This is a genomic window from Dellaglioa algida DSM 15638, assembly GCF_001434695.1.
GTDB classification, from domain to species: Bacteria; Bacillota; Bacilli; order Lactobacillales; family Lactobacillaceae; genus Dellaglioa; species Dellaglioa algida.
Genome location: NZ_AZDI01000002.1, coordinates 167412 through 187803 on the forward strand (window position 1 = coordinate 167412; position 20392 = coordinate 187803).

Below are 20392 nucleotides of genomic sequence, written 5' to 3' on the forward strand. Positions count from 1 at the left end.
GAAAAATTAACTGGATATGCTAAGAGCATAACACGGTCTAATTACTGAATTTATATAATGTCTATAATAGCATAATTACAAAATTCTACATATAAAATGCTTAATATTAAGAAAAAATTTTTATTTAATGAAATCTAAGCGTAAATCGGATATACTTAAAGACGGAAATCTGAAAGATAAAAGAGGATTATTATGGCGCAATTATTTTTTAAATACGGTGCAATGAATAGTGGTAAGACAATTGAAATCTTAAAAGTTGCGCATAATTATGAGGAACAAAATAAATCAGTCATTATTTTAACAAGTGGAATAGATGATCGAGATGGCGTCGGATTCGTGTCGAGTCGAATTGGATTAAAACGGGAAGCAACGCCCATTTTTGATGAGACAAATGTCTTTGAATTGGTGCAACAAACTAATTCAAAAGCTGCTTGTGTCTTGATTGATGAATCACAATTTTTAAAACAAGATCATATTATTCAATTAGCTAAAATTGTGGATGAACTGAATATTCCAGTAATGGCTTTTGGTTTAAAAAATGATTTTAGAAATGAATTGTTTGAAGGGTCAAAATATTTATTATTATATGCTGATAAAATTGAAGAAATGAAAACAATTTGTTGGTTCTGCCTCAAAAAAGCGATTATGAATTTACGGATTCATGATGGACAACCGGTATACAATGGTGAACAAATTCAAATAGGTGGTAATGAAGCTTATTATCCGGTATGTCGTAAACACTACAATAATCCGTTAATGGGACAGTTAGAATAATTCAGATAGACTATACGATAAGGAATTAAAGGGAGACAATATAAATGGATGAAATGTATGACCAATTACAATCAGTTGATGATCGCTATGAAGAACTAGGCGAATTACTCTCTGATCCAGAGATTATTTCAAATAATAATCGATTTATGGAATTATCAAAAGAAATGGCAAGTATCCGAGAAACCGTTGAGAAATACCGTCAATATAAGATTGTTGTTCAAGAGCTTGCGGATGCCGAAGAAATGCTAGGGGAGAACCTTGATCCAGAGATGGCTGAAATGGCAAAGGAAGAGTTATCTGATGCTAAGAAGTCAAAAACGGCGCTGGAAGATGAAATTAAAGTGCTCTTAATTCCTAAGGATCCTAATGATGATAAAAATATTATCATGGAAATTCATGGTGCTGCTGGTGGGGATGAAGCGAGTTTATTCGCTGCCGACTTATTCACAATGTATTCAAAATATGCCGAAAAACAAGGTTGGACTGTTGAAATTGTGGATAAAAATGTGACTGAAGTAGGTGGATTTAAAGAAATCGTATTGCTAATTAACGGTGATAGTGTCTTCTCTAAATTAAAATATGAAAGTGGCGCGCATCGTGTTCAACGAATTCCGTCAACGGAATCAGCTGGGCGTGTACATACATCAACTGCAACGGTTGGTGTGATGCCAGAAGCTGAAGATGTAGAAATCGAAATTGATGCAAAAGATATTAGAACCGATGTTTACCGTTCATCAGGTGCTGGTGGACAACATGTTAATAAGACATCTTCAGCTGTTCGAATGACTCATTTACCAACCAATATTGTTGTAGCAATGCAAGATGAACGTTCACAACAACAAAATCGTGAAAAAGCAATGAAAATTTTGAAGGCACGTGTTTACGATTTTTATTCACAACAAGAACAAAGTGCGTACAACGAAAATAGAAAATCTGCCGTTGGTTCAGGGGACCGTTCTGAACGAATTAGAACGTATAACTTCCCTCAAAACCGTGTTACGGATCATCGAATTGGTTTATCACTGAACAAATTGGATCGTGTCATGAATGGTGAACTTGAAGAAGTTATTGATTCATTGATTTTATATGATCAAACACAAAAAATGGAAAAGTTGCAAGAAAATGACTAATCCAACCTACTATGAAGCCTTGAAATGGGCTTCTTTGTGTATAGAGGAACATAAGCTGGAAACTGAAAGTGCTCAATGGCTCTTGTTGGAACGGCTGAACTGGTCAACAACTGACTTATTAATGCATTATCAAACTAAAATGCCCGAAGCCGAGTGGCAGCAATATCAGATTGATGTTAAGTCGTTTTGTGATGGAATGCCGGCACAGTATATTATTGGACATGCGTATTTTTTTGGTATGCAATTGAAAGTGACAAACGCAACGCTTATTCCGAGACCTGAGACGGAAGAATTGGTAGAATGGATGTTAGAATCATTACCACAAAATGAAAATTTACGAATCGTTGATATTGGTACTGGAACGGGAGCTATCGCGTTAGCTTTAAAGCAAGAACGACCTAATTGGCAAGTATTCGCAAGTGATATTTCAGAGGAGGCTCTTAGTGTCGCAAAAGAGAATGCTGTAAAACAACAGGCGGATATAACCTTTTTAGTTGGTGACTTAACGGAACCAATTAAAAAGATGAAGATGGATGTTGTCGTGTCAAATCCACCCTATATTGCTGAGAATGAGCAAGATGTGATGGATAAAAGCGTTATTGAGTACGAACCTCATCAAGCGTTGTTTGCCACTGAAAATGGCTTGAGTTTATATCGAAGAATGATTCAAGAAATAGCTCAATTTAAACAACTACCACGGGCTATTTTTTTTGAGATAGGGTACCAACAAGAAACGGCTGTAATGGAAATGTTAATGGATACATTTAAAAGTACTTACTTAATAGAAGGAAAAAAAGATAGTTTTGGTAATCAGCGGATGATCCAAGCAAAATTATAAAAGGAGTGTTGACATCATGGAAACAATTATTTATCAACCTAATGAAATAGAAAAGGCTGCAGACTTACTGAAACAAGGACAATTAGTGGCATTTCCCACTGAAACTGTTTATGGATTAGGTGCTGATGCAACTAATGAAGAAGCGGTTAAACGGGTATATGCTGCAAAAGGTCGACCAAGTGATAATCCGTTAATTGTGCATGTTGCCAACCTTGATACCGTTAGAAAGTATGCACAACCACTTTCTGACAACGTAATAAAATTAATCACGGCGTTTTGGCCAGGTTCGTTGACACTTATTCTAAAGTTACAGCCAGGTGTTCTTTCAAAAACAGTCACAGGTGGGTTAGAAACTGCTGCATTTAGAATGCCAGATAACAAGGTGACGCTAGAACTTATTGCTAAGGCAGGTGTCCCAATCGTTGGTCCTTCAGCAAATACTTCTGGGAAACCAAGCCCAACGATGGCAGAACATGTCATGCATGATTTGACCGGGGAAATTGCCGCCGTCATTGATGATGGGCAGACAAAAATTGGCGTAGAATCAACTGTTTTGGATATGAGCACGGAGGTCCCAACGATCTTGAGACCCGGCGCCGTAACGTTATCGCAGATTGAAGCGGTAATTGGACCAGTTAGTGATGAGACACACGAGATTGCCGAGGGCGAGACACCCAAAGCACCTGGCATGAAATATAGACATTATGCGCCAAGGGCACAAGTCGTGATTGTGAATCCAGGACAAAAATGGTCAGATATTTTGGATTGGGTCGCTAAACAAGATATTGCAATTGGACTAATGGCTAAGGAAGGCCAAATCGATACTGATCAGCTGCCGAAAAATAGTGGATACTCTTCTTTAGGGAAGAATGTGGAGTCAGCAAGCCAAGCCCTTTTTGATGGACTACGTTATTTTGATGATAACCCTAACGTGCAAATGATTTTAGTTGAAGGATTCGATAAAACCGGACTTGGTGTCGCTTATATGAACCGACTTGAGAAAGCGGCAGGAAAACAAAATATTGTCGATCTTATGGAAGCTGAAAAAGTAAAATATAAACAACAAGATAAAGCGTTGTGGGAAGCAATCGCACATGAAGAAAAACGTCAAGAAGATAATATTGAATTAATTGCATCTGAAAATATTGTTTCTGATGCTGTGAGAGCTGCTCAAGGTAGTGTTTTAACCAATAAATATGCAGAAGGTTATCCTGGTAAACGTTACTACGGCGGTTGCGAGTATATTGATGTGGTTGAACAATTGGCGATTGATCGTGCTAAGGCTCTATTCCATGCTGAGTATGCTAACGTGCAACCACATTCTGGATCACAGGCAAATATGGCTGTTTACCAGGCATTTTTAGAACCAGAAGATAAGATATTAGGGATGAAGTTAAATGACGGTGGTCATTTAACACATGGTTCACCCGTAAACTTCTCAGGTGAACTATACGATTTTGTTAGTTATGGTGTTGACCCTGAAACGGAACGATTAAATTATGATACGATTCGCGAAATTGCGCTCAGAGAAAAACCCAGAATGATTATTGCCGGTGCCTCAGCTTACAGTCGAATGATTGATTTTACTAAATTCAGAGCAATTGCTGACGAAGTTGGCGCTTATCTAATGGTCGATATGGCTCATATTGCAGGGCTTGTAGCAACTGGATTACATCCTAATCCCGTCGATGTTGCAGATGTTGTGACAACAACGACGCATAAAACATTGCGCGGTCCTCGTGGTGGAATGATTCTTGCAAAAGAAAAATATGCTAAGAAATTAAATTCTGCTGTTTTCCCTGGAACACAGGGTGGGCCACTAGAACATGTTATTGCTGGAAAAGCGGCATCATTTTTTGAAGCGGCGCAACCAGCATTCACATCATACATGTATCAAGTTGTTCAAAATGCGCAAGCTATGGCTGGCGTTTTTGCACAGTCAGATTTAGTTAGAGTTATTTCTGGTGGAACGGATAACCATTTGATGAACTTGGATGTATCGCCATCTGGATTGAATGGGAAAGAAGTTCAAAATTTACTAGATCGCGTTCATATCACAGTAAATAAGAACACAATTCCAAATGAACCATTGAGTCCATTTAAAACATCTGGTATCCGAATTGGCACACCAGCTATTACGACGCGTGGTTTCGATAGTGAGGACGTTAAGGTAATCGCAATCTTAGTTCTGTACGCAATTCAATTCCATGATGATGATGATAAATTAGCTGAAATTGGGTCACAAGTTTTAGCATTATCTAATAATCATCCAATTTCACAAATTAAATACGTTTAAGACTAGTATTTTAAGTGATAGTTCGCTAAAATAGAATAGACTAAATTTAAGGGAGTGTTTCGTAATGGGCAAATTTCAAGTAATGGACCATCCGTTGATTCAACATAAATTAACGATTATACGTGATAAGAACTGTGGAACAAAAGAATTTAGAGAAGTTGTTAATGAAATTGCCGAGTTGATGGTATATGATGTTTCTCGCGATTTTGCTTTAGAAGATGTTGTCGTTGAAACGCCTATGGGTAAAACAACGCAAAAAACATTGGCTGGTAAAAAAATTGCGATTATTCCTATTTTAAGAGCTGGTTTAGGAATGGTTGATGGTATTTTAGAATTATTACCAGCAGCTAAAGTTGGTCACATTGGTATGTATCGTGATGAAACGACATTCCAACCAACGGAATACTTTGTAAAAATGCCAGAAGATATCGCAAGTCGTGACCTTCTTGTTGTTGACCCAATGCTTGCTACTGGTGGTTCTGCCATTATGGCCGTTGATGCATTGAAGAAGCGTGGCGCAAAAACAATTAAGTTTGTTTGTCTTGTTGCGGCACCAGAAGGTGTGGAAGCTTTACGTGAAAAGCATCCTGATATTGATATCTATACAGCAGCACTTGATGACCGTTTAAATGAAGATGGCTACATTGTCCCAGGTTTGGGCGATGCTGGTGATCGATTATTCGGTACGAAATAATTAAATGGATGGCTCTTAGAATGCTTATGTATAAGCTCTCTAGGTGTCATCTTTTTTAACAAGAAAAAAAACAAAAAATAAGTTTGAAATTCTTTTGTGTTTTATTTCAATTGGTGGTATGATTTCTTTTGTAATTGGAGAATATTTATAAAGTTGTTCTCTTTAATTTATGCCGTTTTAAACGGTCAAATCAAAGTTTGGAAAGAGGTGAAATTCTGTGGATGGAGAAGCTTTCGTTGTAAAGCTTTATGGACTGCCTTTCAATATTACGAATATTGCTTCGGGTTTGGTCGCATTTATAATTGTCGCAATAGTCGTGATTGCGCTATCTAGACAATTATCTATGAAGCCAACCGGAAAACAAAACGTTTTGGAATGGCTCATTGATTTCACTAACGGTATTGTTAAAAGTGCAATGCCAGGAGAAGAAGGTAAAAAGTTTAATTTATTAGCATTTACGCTATTTTTATTTATCTTCGTATCTAACCAATTGGGTTTATTTCTCCAAATCGGTTTTGGCGACAAGACGTTGATCAAAAGTCCAACGTCAAGTCCGCTAACGACTCTAACGTTTGCATTTTTAGTTATTTTACTATCGCATTTTATGGGTGTTATACAGTTAGGCTTTAAAGGGTATCTCAAGAACTCTTATTTGAGCCCCGTTGCCATGTTTATACCAATTAATTTGATTGAAGAATTTACTAATTTGTTGACGTTGGCTCTTCGTTTGTACGGAAACATTTACGCTGGTGAAGTGTTGTTAACGTTAATTGGTGGTGCCGTTTCTATGGGACCAGTAATGACAGTTGTCGCATTACCAGTTGAAATGATCTGGCAAGGGTTCTCTCTGTTTATCGGAAGTATCCAAGCTTACGTATTCGTAACATTGTCAATGGTTTATATTGGTGGAAAAGTACAAAAAGAATAAAAACAAGATATATATAAGGAGGAAACACATATTATGGGATTATTAGCAGCAGGTATTGCAGCCGGTTTAGCCGCTCTTGCAACAGGTATTGGTAACAGTTTAGTTATTTCTAAAACACTTGAAGGTATGGCTCGCCAACCTGAATTATCAGGTCAATTACGTTCAACAATGTTTATTGGTGTCGGTTTGATTGAAGCCGTGCCTATCATCGCTATCGTTATTTCGTTCTTATTGATGGCTAAATAATTTTTGAAATTAAGCATTATTCTTCGTTAATTATGACGAAATATATTAATTTTAAAAGGAGGTGTCAATAGATGTTTTCAGATTTAGTTTTCGGTGCTGTTGGTAATTTTCAGACTGGTGATTTTCTTTTTTATATCGTTTCATTCGTTATTTTAATGTTGATTATTAAACATTATGCATGGGGACCCGTCACAAAAATGATGAGTGATCGTGCAGAAAAAATTGCAAATGATTTAGATTCTGCTGAAGATTCAAGAAAAAAAGCCAACGCTTTAGCAACAGAGCGACAAAGCCAATTAGATAATTCACGTCAAGAAGCATCTGAAATTGTTAATCGTGCAAAAGATAACGGTAAAAAGCAACATGATGATATTGTTACCGGAGCGCAAGATGAAGCAACGACGTTAAAACAAAATGCAATTAAAGATATTGAACAAGAACGTCAAGAAGCATTAAGTGGCGTTCAGAGTGATGTCGCTGAATTATCTATTGAAATTGCTTCTAAGATTATTCAAAAAGAATTAAATGAAAATGATCAAAAAGACTTAATCAACTCTTATATTGAAGGGCTGGTAAAGTAAAATGAAATTAGACAAAGCAACTGTTGCTAATCGTTATGGAGAAGCCATCTTTGAAATTGCCGAAGAACAGGGTAACATTGTTGCCTTTTCGGAAGAGTTAGAGGAACTTAGACAAGTCTTTCTTGCCAATCCACAATTAAGTGACGTACTTGTTGGTGCCCAACTTAATTTGATAGAAAAGCAAGGCTTAATTAAGGTCTTACTTAAAGATGCTTCTCCAATTATTGCGAATGTTATCCAGATGGTCTTTGATTATGGTCGAATGGGTGATATGGTCGGAATAATTGAAGAATTCGAACGATTATGTGATGTTAAAGAAAAAGTTGTACATGCAACTGTGACAACTGCAATTAAACTTGATGATGATCAATTAGAAAAATTATCAGCTAAGTTTGCAGAACGAATCGGTGCAAACAAGATAGTATTTAACAATATTATCGATGAAAAAATTATTGGCGGCGTTGTTATTGAAGCGAACAATCAGATTTTTGATGGCTCAATTTCATCAAAAATCAATAAAGTAAAACGATTGTTAGCAAATCAATAAATTAAAGTAGTTAAGAGGTGAACCTTGTATGAGCATTAAAGCTGAAGAAATCAGTGCTTTAATTAAAGAACAATTAGAACAATATAAAGACGAACTTATCGTTGATGAAGTAGGTACCGTTACTTATGTTGGTGATGGTATTGCTCGTGCACACGGTTTGGATAATGCTTTATCAGGGGAACTGTTGGAATTTTCTGATGGTACTTATGGTATGGCTCAAAATCTAGAAACGAACGATGTAGGTATCGTTATTTTAGGTGGCTATGAAAGTATCCGTGAAGGCGATGTTGTTAAACGTACGGGTAGAATCATGGAAGTTCCTGTTGGTGAAGAACTTATTGGACGTGTTGTTAATCCTTTAGGCCAACCCATCGATGGTAAAGGTGATCTTAAGACAACCAAAACTCGTCCAGTCGAAAAAAAGGCTCCAGGAGTTATGGATCGTAAGTCTGTTGATCAACCTTTACAAACCGGACTTAAGGCTATTGATGCCTTAGTACCAATTGGCCGTGGACAACGTGAATTGATCATTGGTGATCGTAAAACTGGTAAGACTTCAGTTGCGATTGATACAATCTTAAACCAAAAAGATCAAGACATGATCTGTATCTACGTTGCTATTGGACAAAAAGAATCAACTGTTAGCGCACAAGTAGAAACATTACGCCGTTTAGGCGCTATGGATTACACAATTGTCGTTAGTGCTGGTCCTGCTTCTCCTGCACCATTATTATGGTTAGCTCCATATACTGGTTCAGCAATGGGTGAAGAATTCATGTACAACGGTAAACATGTTTTGATTGTCTTTGATGATTTATCAAAACAAGCAACGGCTTACCGTGAACTGTCATTAATTTTGAGACGTCCGCCGGGTCGTGAAGCTTATCCTGGTGATGTTTTCTACTTGCATTCACGTTTACTTGAACGTGCAGCTAAGTTGAGTGATGAATTGGGTGGTGGTTCAATGACTGCTCTTCCATTTATTGAAACTCAAGCTGGTGATGTTTCTGCATACATTCCAACCAACGTTATTTCGATTACCGATGGCCAAATTTTCTTGGATAGTGATTTATTCTATTCAGGTACTCGTCCAGCCATTGACGCTGGGACATCAGTTTCTCGTGTTGGTGGTTCAGCTCAAATTAAAGCTATGAAGAAAGTTGCCGGTAGCCTTCGTTTGGCTCTTGCATCATTCCGTGAATTAGAATCATTTTCTCAATTTGGATCTGATTTAGATGCTGCAACGCAAGCTAAATTAAATCGTGGTCATCGTACGGTTGAAGTTCTTAAACAACCATTACACAAACCATTAGTTGTTGAAAAACAAGTTTTAATTTTATATGCTTTAACACATGGCTTCTTAGATGTAGTTCCTGTTGATGATATTCTTCGCTTTGAAGGTGAAATTTTTGATTTCTTTGATAATAATCATAGTGATCTCTTAAATCACATTAAAGAAACGGGTAATTTACCTGATGAAGATAAATTCGATGCTGCAATCAAAGATTTTTCAGAAGGTTTTCAAGTAACTCCTGAAAAAGCGTAAACTAAAAGTAAATGAAAGATGGTGAGAATTAATGGGTGCTTCATTAATGGAAGTAAAACGTCGAATTGTTTCGACTAAGAAAACAGGGCAAATAACTGGCGCAATGCAAGTTGTTTCAACTGCTAAGCTGAGTCAAATTCAACGTCATACTCAAAGTTATCAGATATATGCTTCTAAAATTAGAAGTGTCATTACCCATCTTGCCCAATCTCACCTTTTAGATGCTAAGGCCGGAAATGCAAAACAATCATCTGAGGACGGTAGTTCAAAATTTTCAGGTTTTGATATGTTACAGAAAAGACCTGTTAAAAAAAGCGGTTATTTAATCATTACGTCTGATCGTGGTTTAGTTGGTAGTTACAATAGTAACGTGATTAAACAATCATTAGATTTAATGAAACAAAATGGCTGCACTGTAGACAACACTGTTATCATTGCTGTTGGTGGTACTGGCGCAGACTTCTTCAAAAATAGAGGATACGATGTTGCTTATGAACATCGTGGCGTAAGCGATATTCCAACATTTATTGAAGTTCGTGAAATCGTTAGATCAATGGTGACAATGTATAATAGTGAAGTTTATGATGAGTTATTCGTTTGTTATAATCACTTCGTTAACAGTTTACAATCAGATTTTCATTCTGAGCAGATGTTACCAATTTCAGAAGTGAATTTGGATACCGATTCAGAGGGCATTGAGGTGCCTAATGCAATGGGTAACGAAGATTATGATATGGAACCTTCAGGATATGCAATTCTTGAAGTTGTGCTACCTCAGTTTGCTGAAAGCCTAGTATATGGTGCGATTTTAGATGCTAAAACAGCTGAACATGCTTCAAGTTCTACAGCGATGAAATCTGCGACAGATAATGCCAAAGATATTATTTCATCATTAGAATTGACGTATAATCGTGCACGTCAAAGTGCTATTACAACAGAAATTACAGAAATTACTGGTGCAACAGCTGCTTTAGAGTAAAATGACAGGAGGAAATACAGAAGATGAGTCTCGGTAAAGTTGTTCAAGTTATCGGGCCCGTCGTCGATGTACAATTCTCTTTAAACGAAACCTTACCAGATATCAATAATGCGTTGAAAGTTACGCGTGAAGATGGGACTGCTCTAATTATTGAAGTTACGCTTGAATTAGGTGACGGAGTTATGAGAACAATCGCCATGGATTCTACGGATGGCTTGCAACGCGGAACAGTTGTTGAAGACACAGGTGCTTCAATTTCTGTCCCCGTTGGTGAAGATACTCTTGGTCGAGTGTTTAACGTTTTAGGAGATACCATTGATGGTGGTCCTGAATTTAGTAAAGATGCAGAACGTAGTAGCATTCATAAAGATGCCCCTACGTATGATCAATTAAGTGCAAGTACTGAAGTTCTTGAAACAGGAATTAAAGTTATTGACTTGTTAGCTCCTTATATTAAAGGTGGTAAAATTGGATTATTCGGTGGTGCCGGTGTTGGTAAGACCGTTTTAATTCAAGAATTGATTCATAATATTGCTCAAGAACATAATGGTATTTCAGTGTTTACCGGTGTTGGTGAACGAACTCGTGAAGGTAATGACCTTTACTTCGAAATGAAAGAATCCGGCGTGTTAGAGAAGACAGCCATGGTGTTTGGTCAGATGAACGAGCCGCCTGGTGCCCGTATGCGTGTTGCATTGACTGGTCTTACAATTGCGGAATACTTCCGTGATGAAAAAGGACAAGATGTGCTATTGTTTATTGATAATATCTTCCGCTTTACACAAGCCGGTTCTGAAGTTTCAGCCTTATTAGGTCGTATTCCTTCAGCCGTAGGTTACCAACCAACATTAGCTACTGAAATGGGTCAATTGCAAGAACGTATTACGTCAACTAAAAAAGGTTCAGTTACATCAATCCAAGCAGTTTATGTTCCTGCCGATGATTATACTGATCCTGCTCCTGCTACAACGTTCGCCCATTTGGATGCAACAACTAACTTGGAACGTAGTTTAACGCAACAAGGTATTTACCCAGCTGTTGATCCTTTGGCTTCAACTTCAAGCGCATTAACGCCTGAAATTGTTGGAGAAGAACATTATCGTGTTGCTACGGAAGTTCAACATATGTTACAACGTTATCGTGAATTACAAGATATTATTTCTATTTTAGGTATGGATGAATTATCTGATGAAGAAAAAGTGATTGTAGCACGTGCGCGTCGTATTCAGTTCTTCCTTTCACAAAACTTTAACGTTGCTGAACAATTTACAGGGAAACCTGGATCATATGTACCAATCGCCGAAACTGTTCAAGGTTTCAAGGATATTCTTGATGGTAAATATGATGCACTCCCTGAAGATGCTTTCAATGGTGTCGGCCCAATCGAAGATGTTATTGAAGCAGCAAACAAAATGGCAAAATAGGGGGTAATAACAGATGGCTGAAGATTCAGTTTTGACCGTTAGTATCGTCACTCCCGATGGTAGTGTTTATGAAAATGAAGCTAGAATGCTTATTGTCAAAACGCCCAGTGGGGAAATGGGTATTTTACCCAATCATATTCCAGTTATTGCTTCTCTTGATATTGACGCTGTCAGAATTAAGGTTAGCGACAACAAAGAAGATGAGATTGCCGTAAGTGGTGGATTTGTCGAGTTTTCAAAAAACGTTGCAACAATTGTTGCAAACGCGGCAGAGTGCCAAGCAGATATCGATGAAAATCGTGCACAAGCGGCTAAGGCTCGTGCCGAACAAATGATTTCTAAAGCAAAAGAAACAAATAATACAAATGAACTTAAAAGATCAGAAATTGCGCTTAGACGTGCAATTAACCGAATCAAAATTTCAAAACATTAGCAAAAAAAAGACACTGAATTTTTTCAGCGTCTTTTTTTTATACAGATATTAAATATTTCATTTTTGTTACAAATATTAGCGACAAGTGATACAAAATATGCTATGCTTATGACGAATAAATTTTAGGAGTGTTTTTATGAATACCGTAGGAATACAATCGTTGGTTACTTTGATGAGTCATTTGATGTTTATTGGAATTGCTTTTTGGGCAATTCAAGGTTTACGAATAGACAGATTTTTCCCACAAAGTAATCAGCAAAGAATCAAGGCATTAATTGTGATGTTGGCTATCTTATTAGGTTATACAAGTAGCGCGTTCTTCTTAAATTTTATGGATAATATACGTAACTTAGTTTTTTTAGTTAAATAATAACGGGGGAATAATTGTGGAAAAAATTATTGTTAAGGGTGGCAACTCACTCAATGGAACGGTTCATATAGAAGGCGCTAAAAATGCTGTATTACCTATCTTAGCAGCAGGTATTTTAGCAAGTACGGGCGAAAACACGTTATCAAATGTACCTGTTTTATCTGATGTTTTCACTATGAATAACGTGTTACGTTTTTTAAATTTAGATGTTGATTTTAATGAGGAAACAAATGAAGTTAAAATGAGTGCTGCTAAGGAATTATCACCAGAAGCACCTTTTGAATATGTCTCAAAAATGCGTGCATCTATTGTTGTGATGGGTCCGCTTTTGGCACGACTTAAGCATGCCAAAATTGCAATGCCTGGAGGTTGTGCAATCGGTTCTAGACCAATTGATTTACATTTAAAAGGTTTTGAAGCCATGGGTGCTCATATTGAACAATATGATGGTTACATAGAAGCAACCGTCGATGAATTAAAAGGCGCAAATATTTACCTTGATTTTCCAAGTGTAGGTGCAACTCAGAATATTATGATGGCTGCAACATTAGCTACTGGGACAACCGTGATAGAAAATGTTGCGAGAGAACCAGAAATCGTTGACTTAGCCAACATTTTGAATAAGATGGGTGCCAAGGTTCAAGGTGCTGGAACTGAAACAATCCGTATTCATGGTGTGAAGGAACTTCATGGTGCAGATCATGCGGTTGTTCAAGATCGTATTGAAGCAGGAACTTTCATGGTTGCGGCAGCAGTAACCCAAGGTAACGTTTTAATTGAAGAAGCTATTGCAGAACACAATAAACCATTAATCTCTAAGTTAGAAGAGATGGGTATTGAAGTGATCCAAGAAGAAAATGGTATTCGAGTAATTGGTACAGATGAAATTAAACCGATTGCGGTTAAAACATTGCCTCATCCGGGTTATCCAACAGATATGCAGCCACAAATGACAGTGCTTCAATTAATGGCATCTGGTACAAGCACGTTAACTGAGACTGTATTTGAAAATCGTTTTATGCATTTAGAAGAATTACGTCGTATGAATGCTAACTTTAAGGTTGAAGGTAATTCGGTTGTCATGTATGGTCCAACTGATTTCAACGGAGCAGAAGTTGCCGCTACTGATTTAAGAGCAGCAGCGGCACTTGTACTTGCTGGATTAGTTGCTCGCGGTTACACACAGGTAACTCATCTTGAGTATCTTGACCGTGGTTACTATCACTTCCATCAAAAATTGAAGGCATTAGGCGCTGAAATTAAACGAATTGATGATGATACACAGGATATTATTATTAAGACATCAAATGAAGTGAAATAAGAAAAATGTCCATTTTGGACATTTTTTTATTGCGCATATATATGGTATAATACTGACATTAGTATAAGTTTTAAGTGCCGAGAGGAGAAACACAATGGCTAAAGATATTGGTATTGATTTAGGAACCGCAAACGTATTAATTAACGTTCAAAATAAAGGTATTGTTTTAAATGAACCTTCTGTTGTCGCAATTGACACGAAGTCAGGACGCGTCCTAGCAGTTGGGTCAGAAGCATACAAAATGGTCGGAAGAACACCCGGTAGTATCAGAGCAATCAGACCCATGAAAAATGGTGTCATCGCTGATTTCGATATTACAGAACAAATGTTAACTTACTTTATAAAAAAATTAAATGTGAGTGGCTTCTTGTCAAAACCAAGTATTTTGATCTGTTGTCCAACAAACATTACATCAATTGAACAAAAAGCAATTATTCAAGCTGCTGAAAAAGCTGGTGGTGGCAAGGTTTATCTTGCTGAAGAACCTAAAGTTGCTGCTATCGGTGCTGGTTTAGATATTTATCAACCTCGCGGTAGTTTAGTTATCGATATCGGTGGTGGTACCAGTGATGTTGCTGTTATTTCGTTAGGCGATATTGTAGCAAGTCGTTCATTGCGCGTTGCAGGTGACCAATTAAATAGTGATGTTATTAATTTTGTTAAACAAAAACATAATCTTCAAATTGGTGAACGTACAGCTGAAAAAGCTAAAATTGAAATTGGTACGGTTTACCCAGGTAACCGTTCATTAGAAATGGAAATTCGCGGACGAGATGTTGTGACTGGGTTACCAAAAACAATTACACTTACTTCTGCTGAGGTTGAAGAAGCAACTCACGAAACGATGCAAGCAATTGTATCCGCAACTAAAGAAGTTCTTGAACAAACGCCACCAGAATTGGCATCAGATATTATCGATACTGGTGTAATTTTAACTGGTGGTGGTGCATTGTTAGATGGTGTTGACCTTTTAATGTCAGAGAATTTAGATATTCCGGTAATGGTATCCGAAACACCATTGGATGATGTTGCAAAAGGGACTGGATACCTGCTTGATCATATTGAAAAACAAGGTAGATAAGAACTTTTATATGGGTTATTAGGGGAGGTCTATTAACGGGGCAATCTGTTGATGGACCTTTTAATATAGGGAGTCATTGATTTATGCAAAACTTAATGCTAGCACCAATCAAGTTTTATCAGAAATTTATTTCACCAATGTTCCCACCTAGTTGTCGTTATTATCCGACGTGTTCAAATTATATGATTAAAGCCATTCAAAAACATGGCGCAAAAGGCATTATTATGGGTATCGGTAGGATTTTAAGATGCCATCCTTTTGTCAGGGGCGGATTTGATCCAGTACCTGACTACTTTACCGTACGCAGAAATAAGAACCCAGAGGGAGAAAATAAACATGTCTAAGAAAGAAAAAGAAATTGAAGTTGCAGAAAATGATATTAAAATTAACGGTGAAGAAGCTGTTTCGTTAACGGTCGGTGGTATTGAAATTGGAACGGTGATGCAACAAGATGCAAAATTTGTTGCCACATTGAGCAACGGAGAAACGTTTAAAGCTAAAACACGCGATGAAGGAATTGATACTTTATTACGTGATTTCCATTTGCACCGAGGCTAATTAATTATAGATTAACTATTGGTCTAGTCATAAATTTAATGAAATAAGCAACATAGCGTGGAGGATATTCTATGAGTAGTAGAAAAGATGAGATCGATAGTGAGGCAAGGATTGATTATGGTATTATTTTTGCCGTTTTAGTCTTAGCAATCATTGGACTTGCTTCGATTTATGTATCGGCTTCCCATGATACGAGTGCTACTTCAATTGTTAGCCAAATGGTTTCACAGTTGATGTGGTATGCCATTGGGGTCGTTGCAATTGTGGTTATAATGCAATTCGATTCAGAACAACTGTGGCGGATTGCACCGATTGTCTATGGTGTTGGTCTGTTCTTGTTGGCGATTGTTTTGGTTGTTTATAGTCGGAGTTTATATGCAAGTACAGGTGCTAAAAGCTGGATACCGCTTGTGGGTTCATTAACGTTCCAACCATCAGAGGTAATGAAGCCAGCATTTATTTTGATGTTAGCCCGTGTCGTTACAGTGCATAATAATGATTATCCAACACATAAGCTTAGTACAGATTTTATCTTGTTGGCTAAGATGATTGGCTGGACGCTTCCAGTCGTCGTTTTGTTAAAATTACAAAATGATTTTGGAACGATGTTGGTTTTCTTTGCTATTTTAGGTGGCGTCATTTTAGTTTCCGGAATCACCTGGAAAATTATTGGACCAGCATTTGGGATTGTTGCAGTTGTAGGTGGAACAACGTTGTACATGGTTATTTCAACGACTGGTCGAGCGATTTTAGAGAAAATTGGCTTTGCCGCTTATCAATTTGATCGTGTGGATAACTGGTTGGATCCTTCAAAAGATACATCTGGAACGGGATATCAATTATGGCAAAGTATGAAGGCTATCGGGTCTGGACAAATGACCGGTAAAGGATTTAACGTCTCAAACGTCTATGTACCCGTTCGTGAATCCGATATGATTTTTTCCGTTATTGGTGAGAATTTTGGATTCATTGGTGGCTGTATCTTGATTTTCATTTATTTCCTATTAATTTATCGAATGGTTCGTGCAACCTTTGATACGAAAAATGAATTTTATGCTTACTTATCAACAGGTGTTATTATGATGATTTTATTCCATGTTTTTGAAAATATTGGGATGAGCATCGGGTTGTTACCATTAACAGGTATTCCATTGCCATTTGTCAGTCAGGGAGGGTCAGCCCTGGTAGGTAATATGATTGGGATTGGGTTGATCATGTCAATGCGATTCCATCATAAGAGCTATATGTTTAGTAACGATGACGAAGATTTTGATTAGATACTGGCGCGGCGATTCTATTTTGTGAGTCGTCGCTTTTTTAAAACTGGGAGGTTTACGATAATGCTTGATTTTTATTGGTATCCTAAATGTTCAACTTGTAGAAAAGCGAAACAATGGTTAGATGAAAACGGTGTTGACTATCGTACGATAGACCTCATTCAAGATACGCCGAAAGCGGCTTTAATTGAAAAGTGGTTGAATGAGTCTGAACAACCCATGACTTATTTTTTTAATACGCATGGTGAAAAGTATCGTGAATTAAAATTAAAAGACGAATTACCAACAATGTCAAATATTCAAGCAAGTCAAGTACTAGCGTCAGATGGGATGTTAATTAAGCGCCCCGTATTAATTGAGGGCGATAAAATGACAACTGGATTTAAGGAAGATGTATTCGAAGAAAATTGGTTAAATAAATAAAAGTGTTGACATTAAATTTTAATCTGGCTATAATCAACTACAATAAGAAATACAGATGAGACGTTTTGAAAAGATGAGTAGGTTTTAGTAATTAGAGAAGAGAGTCCCGGTAGCTGAAAAGGGATCGAAATTACGGAATTGAAGATGGTCTTGGAACGTTTGGTGGATGAGCAATGTAAATCTACCTTGGGTACGCCCAATACAGCGAAAGGGTATCGGCTAAGTGATTAGCCCGTACCTGATGAGATTGTTATCGTGAGGTAACAATAAAACAAGGTGGTAACACGTGAAGTTTATAGCTTCTCGTCCTTCCGTTTATTAAAAGGGGGGATGAGGGGCTATTTTTTTTGAAAAAAAGGAGGAATGAATATGATTGAATTTAAACATGTATCTAAAGAGTTTGTCACGAATAATGGTAAAGTAAGTGCGGTTTCTGATTTAAACCTTTCGGTTGAAGACGGTAATATTTTAGGAATCGTCGGTTATTCTGGGGCTGGAAAAAGTACGCTAATTAGAATGCTGAACGGTTTGGAGACACCGACTTCAGGAGAAGTTGATGTGAACGGGGCTAAAATTGCTTCACTAACGGGGAAGGTATTAAGAAAGCAACGTCAAAAAATTGGAATGATTTTTCAACATTTTAATTTACTTTGGTCTCGAACGGTTGTGGAAAATATTATGTTTCCACTTGAAATTGCCGGTTTAGGTAAAGCTGAACGTCTGGCCAAGGCTGAGGAATTAACAACGTTAGTCGGATTAAAAGGGAAAGAAAATGCTTATCCCTCAGAGTTATCTGGCGGTCAAAAACAACGTGTTGGTATCGCTAGGGCGTTGGCCAATGACCCTGAAATCTTAATCTGTGACGAGGCGACAAGTGCTTTGGATCCACAAACAACTGATGAAATATTAGATTTATTACTCCAAATTAATCATAAATTAAATTTGACGATTGTTTTAATTACACATGAAATGCACGTTGTCCGTAAAATATGTGATCATGTTGCAGTCATGGAAAATGGTAAATTAGTCGAAGATGGTTTAGTCCTAGATGTTTTTAAACGACCACAACAAGACGTCACAAAACGATTTGTTAATCAAGAGGTAACACCAGCAATGCACGATACTGAGATTGCCGTCCATGAATTAATCGAAGCTTATCCACAAGGCTTAATTGTTCAATTAACGTTCCACAGTACTCAGACGCAAATGCCTATTATCTCTGAAATGTTAAGACAAATTCCAGAAATTGATTTTAATATCGTTGAAGGATCAATTCATCAAACACAAGGTGGTCCGATTGGAACATTATATATTCAATTAACTGGACCAAAAGAAAGTTTGGATCAAGCCATTCCATTCTTACAAAAAATGAAAGTAGAAACGGAGGTGCTTCATTATGGGGACTAATACGTGGGCATCATATTTTAATTTTAGCGCCGTTAATTGGGTCGATTTTTGGGCGAATACTTGGGAAACAATCAGTATGACATTGATTTCTACCATCGCGGTTGCCATTCTAGGTATTCTCCTGGGTCTGATTCTGTTTGAAACAAAGCAGAAAACGACGGGTAAGATAATGATCTGGTCTAAAGTCATTAATTGGGTTGTTTCAGCTTTAGTTAATATCTTTCGCTCAATTCCATTTATTATTTTAATTGTGCTATTATTACCATTCACAAAAGCTTTAGTTGGTTCGATTATTGGTCCAGTTGCTGCTTTACCGGCTTTGATTATTTCCGCAGCACCATTTTATGCACGGATGGTCGAGTTAGCTTTTCGCGAAATTGATTACGGTGTTATTGAAGCTGCCGAAGCAATGGGCGCTAATAAAATACAAATCATTTGGAAAGTGTTGTTGCGAGAAAGTTTACCGGCATTAATTTCTGGTGTTACGGTTACGGGAATTACAATTATTGGGTATACGGCGATGGCCGGGACAATCGGAGCCGGGGGCCTAGGAAATTGGGCCTTTATCGAAGGCTACGGAGCTAATAATAATACTGTCACATTAGTTGCAACGGTAACGATTATTATTATTGTGGCCATTTTCCAACTTATTGGAGATCAATCGGCTAAACTAATTGATAAGCGGAATAACTAGGGAGGGATATATGATGAAAATAAATAAGAAACTATTTTTTTCACTTCTCTTTGTGATAATTCTGTTAACTGGGTGTGGAAAACGAGCGGATGATAAAAATACGCTGGTTGTGGGTGCTAGTAATATTCCACATGCCGAGATATTGGCTCATGTAAAGCCAATGTTGGCAAAAGAAGGTATCGACTTAAAAGTAAAGGTCTTTCAGGATTATGTAATGCCTAATAAGGCGACAGAATCTGAAGATTTGGACGCTAACTATTTTCAACATAAACCATTTTTAGATAATTGGGATAAACAGAATAATGGTGACCTTATTAGTGTCGGGAACGTTCATTTAGAGCCAATTGGCGTTTACTCTAAACGAGTTAAACGATTGACTGACTTAAAGAAGGGGAGCACCGTTCTTGTATCCAACAGTATTTCAGATTATGGGCGTGTACTAACTATTTTTAAAGATACCGGGCTGATTACTTTGAAAAAAGGAACAGATGTTGCGACGGCAAACTTTAACGATATTCAAACGAATAAGTTAGAGTTAAACTTTAAACATACTTATGAACCTAAATTAATGTCCGATTTATACGCAAATGATGAGGGCGCGGCGGTTGTGATCAATGCAAATTACGCCGTTGAGGCGGGATTGAATCCGATGAAACAAGCCATCTCGTTGGAAAGTAATACATCGTCTTATGCGAATTTAGTCGCCGTTACACCAAAAAATAAAAATAACCCGGCTATTAAGAAATTGGTTGAAGCGTTACAATCAAAAGATACCCAAAAGTGGATATTAACTAAATATAAGGGTGCGGTGATTCCGGCCAAATAAAAAGAATTGAAACTAGTGA

Annotated in this window: 23 protein-coding genes and 1 pseudogene; all 24 read left to right on the forward strand. The window is 37.3% G+C overall.

Going from position 1 to position 20392, the window contains the following annotated elements; all coding sequences use genetic code 11:
- The first annotated feature begins 192 nt into the window (after positions 1-192).
- The 24 genes and pseudogenes from FC66_RS02495 (at position 193) to FC66_RS02605 (ending at position 20373) form a co-directional block, all read left to right on the forward strand.
- Positions 193-774, forward strand: a complete 582-nt coding sequence (locus tag FC66_RS02495; protein WP_057973796.1) for a thymidine kinase — start codon at positions 193-195, stop codon at positions 772-774.
- A gap of 44 nt (positions 775-818) precedes the next feature.
- Positions 819-1904 carry a peptide chain release factor 1 gene (gene prfA / locus FC66_RS02500; protein WP_057973797.1) on the forward strand — a complete coding sequence of 362 codons (1086 nt, stop codon included), beginning with the start codon at positions 819-821 and terminating at the stop codon, positions 1902-1904.
- Positions 1897-2742: a peptide chain release factor N(5)-glutamine methyltransferase gene (gene prmC, locus FC66_RS02505; RefSeq protein WP_057973798.1), complete on the forward strand. Its 846-nt coding sequence runs from the start codon at positions 1897-1899 to the stop codon at positions 2740-2742. Before prfA ends, prmC begins: the two co-directional genes overlap by 8 nt.
- A 16-nt stretch (positions 2743-2758) precedes the next feature.
- Positions 2759-3742, forward strand: a pseudogene (locus FC66_RS08110) (L-threonylcarbamoyladenylate synthase); the annotation flags it as partial.
- A gap of 33 nt (positions 3743-3775) precedes the next feature.
- Positions 3776-5038, forward strand: coding sequence for a serine hydroxymethyltransferase (gene glyA, locus FC66_RS08115; RefSeq protein WP_057973944.1), 1263 nt, complete (start codon positions 3776-3778; stop codon positions 5036-5038).
- A 64-nt stretch (positions 5039-5102) separates the two neighbouring features.
- Positions 5103-5732, forward strand: a complete 630-nt coding sequence (gene upp, locus FC66_RS02515) for a uracil phosphoribosyltransferase (RefSeq protein ID WP_057973799.1) — start codon at positions 5103-5105, stop codon at positions 5730-5732.
- A 217-nt stretch (positions 5733-5949) separates the two neighbouring features.
- Positions 5950-6660: a F0F1 ATP synthase subunit A gene (atpB, locus tag FC66_RS02520; RefSeq protein ID WP_057973800.1), complete on the forward strand. Its 711-nt coding sequence runs from the start codon at positions 5950-5952 to the stop codon at positions 6658-6660.
- 33 nt (positions 6661-6693) lie between these two features.
- Complete coding sequence (atpE, locus tag FC66_RS02525) at positions 6694-6906, forward strand: F0F1 ATP synthase subunit C (protein ID WP_057973801.1); 213 nt, start codon at positions 6694-6696, stop codon at positions 6904-6906.
- A 71-nt stretch (positions 6907-6977) separates the two neighbouring features.
- A complete protein-coding gene (gene atpF / locus FC66_RS02530; RefSeq protein WP_057973802.1) occupies positions 6978-7487 on the forward strand; it encodes a F0F1 ATP synthase subunit B in 510 nt (169 codons plus the stop codon).
- 1 nt (position 7488) lies between these two features.
- Positions 7489-8034 (forward strand): ATP synthase F1 subunit delta, encoded by a 546-nt coding sequence (atpH, locus tag FC66_RS02535; RefSeq protein ID WP_057973803.1) that lies wholly within the window; start codon positions 7489-7491, stop codon positions 8032-8034.
- 28 nt (positions 8035-8062) lie between these two features.
- On the forward strand, positions 8063-9580 hold the full coding sequence (gene atpA, locus FC66_RS02540; RefSeq protein ID WP_057973804.1) for a F0F1 ATP synthase subunit alpha: 1518 nt from the start codon (positions 8063-8065) through the stop codon (positions 9578-9580).
- A 31-nt stretch (positions 9581-9611) separates the two neighbouring features.
- Positions 9612-10559, forward strand: coding sequence for a F0F1 ATP synthase subunit gamma (locus FC66_RS02545; RefSeq protein ID WP_057973805.1), 948 nt, complete (start codon positions 9612-9614; stop codon positions 10557-10559).
- Positions 10560-10582: 23 nt separating this feature from the next.
- Positions 10583-11983 carry a F0F1 ATP synthase subunit beta gene (gene atpD, locus FC66_RS02550; protein WP_057973806.1) on the forward strand — a complete coding sequence of 467 codons (1401 nt, stop codon included), beginning with the start codon at positions 10583-10585 and terminating at the stop codon, positions 11981-11983.
- Between the two features lie 13 nt (positions 11984-11996).
- Entirely contained in the window at positions 11997-12416 is a 420-nt protein-coding gene (locus tag FC66_RS02555) for a F0F1 ATP synthase subunit epsilon (RefSeq protein WP_057973807.1), read from the forward strand.
- A gap of 136 nt (positions 12417-12552) precedes the next feature.
- Complete coding sequence (locus FC66_RS02560) at positions 12553-12786, forward strand: DUF1146 family protein (RefSeq protein ID WP_057973808.1); 234 nt, start codon at positions 12553-12555, stop codon at positions 12784-12786.
- A 16-nt stretch (positions 12787-12802) separates the two neighbouring features.
- Positions 12803-14107, forward strand: a complete 1305-nt coding sequence (murA, locus tag FC66_RS02565; RefSeq protein WP_057973809.1) for a UDP-N-acetylglucosamine 1-carboxyvinyltransferase — start codon at positions 12803-12805, stop codon at positions 14105-14107.
- Positions 14108-14201: 94 nt separating this feature from the next.
- The gene (gene mreB / locus FC66_RS02570; RefSeq protein WP_057973810.1) at positions 14202-15188 is read left to right on the forward strand and encodes a rod shape-determining protein; all 987 of its coding nucleotides are present in this window, start codon (positions 14202-14204) and stop codon (positions 15186-15188) included.
- Positions 15189-15271: 83 nt separating this feature from the next.
- A complete protein-coding gene (yidD, locus tag FC66_RS02575; protein ID WP_057973811.1) occupies positions 15272-15532 on the forward strand; it encodes a membrane protein insertion efficiency factor YidD in 261 nt (86 codons plus the stop codon).
- Positions 15525-15746 (forward strand): DUF2969 domain-containing protein, encoded by a 222-nt coding sequence (locus FC66_RS02580; protein ID WP_057973812.1) that lies wholly within the window; start codon positions 15525-15527, stop codon positions 15744-15746. The genes yidD and FC66_RS02580 overlap by 8 nt, the downstream gene beginning before the upstream one ends.
- 71 nt (positions 15747-15817) lie before the next feature.
- Complete coding sequence (locus tag FC66_RS02585; protein WP_057973813.1) at positions 15818-17023, forward strand: FtsW/RodA/SpoVE family cell cycle protein; 1206 nt, start codon at positions 15818-15820, stop codon at positions 17021-17023.
- A 63-nt stretch (positions 17024-17086) separates the two neighbouring features.
- Positions 17087-17446: an arsenate reductase family protein gene (locus FC66_RS02590; RefSeq protein WP_057973814.1), complete on the forward strand. Its 360-nt coding sequence runs from the start codon at positions 17087-17089 to the stop codon at positions 17444-17446.
- Between the two features lie 369 nt (positions 17447-17815).
- The gene (locus tag FC66_RS02595; protein ID WP_057973815.1) at positions 17816-18853 is read left to right on the forward strand and encodes a methionine ABC transporter ATP-binding protein; all 1038 of its coding nucleotides are present in this window, start codon (positions 17816-17818) and stop codon (positions 18851-18853) included.
- Positions 18843-19547 (forward strand): methionine ABC transporter permease, encoded by a 705-nt coding sequence (locus FC66_RS02600; protein ID WP_057973816.1) that lies wholly within the window; start codon positions 18843-18845, stop codon positions 19545-19547. The genes FC66_RS02595 and FC66_RS02600 overlap by 11 nt, the downstream gene beginning before the upstream one ends.
- A 19-nt stretch (positions 19548-19566) precedes the next feature.
- Positions 19567-20373 carry a MetQ/NlpA family ABC transporter substrate-binding protein gene (locus FC66_RS02605; RefSeq protein ID WP_420911470.1) on the forward strand — a complete coding sequence of 269 codons (807 nt, stop codon included), beginning with the start codon at positions 19567-19569 and terminating at the stop codon, positions 20371-20373.
- Positions 20374-20392 lie beyond the last annotated feature (19 nt).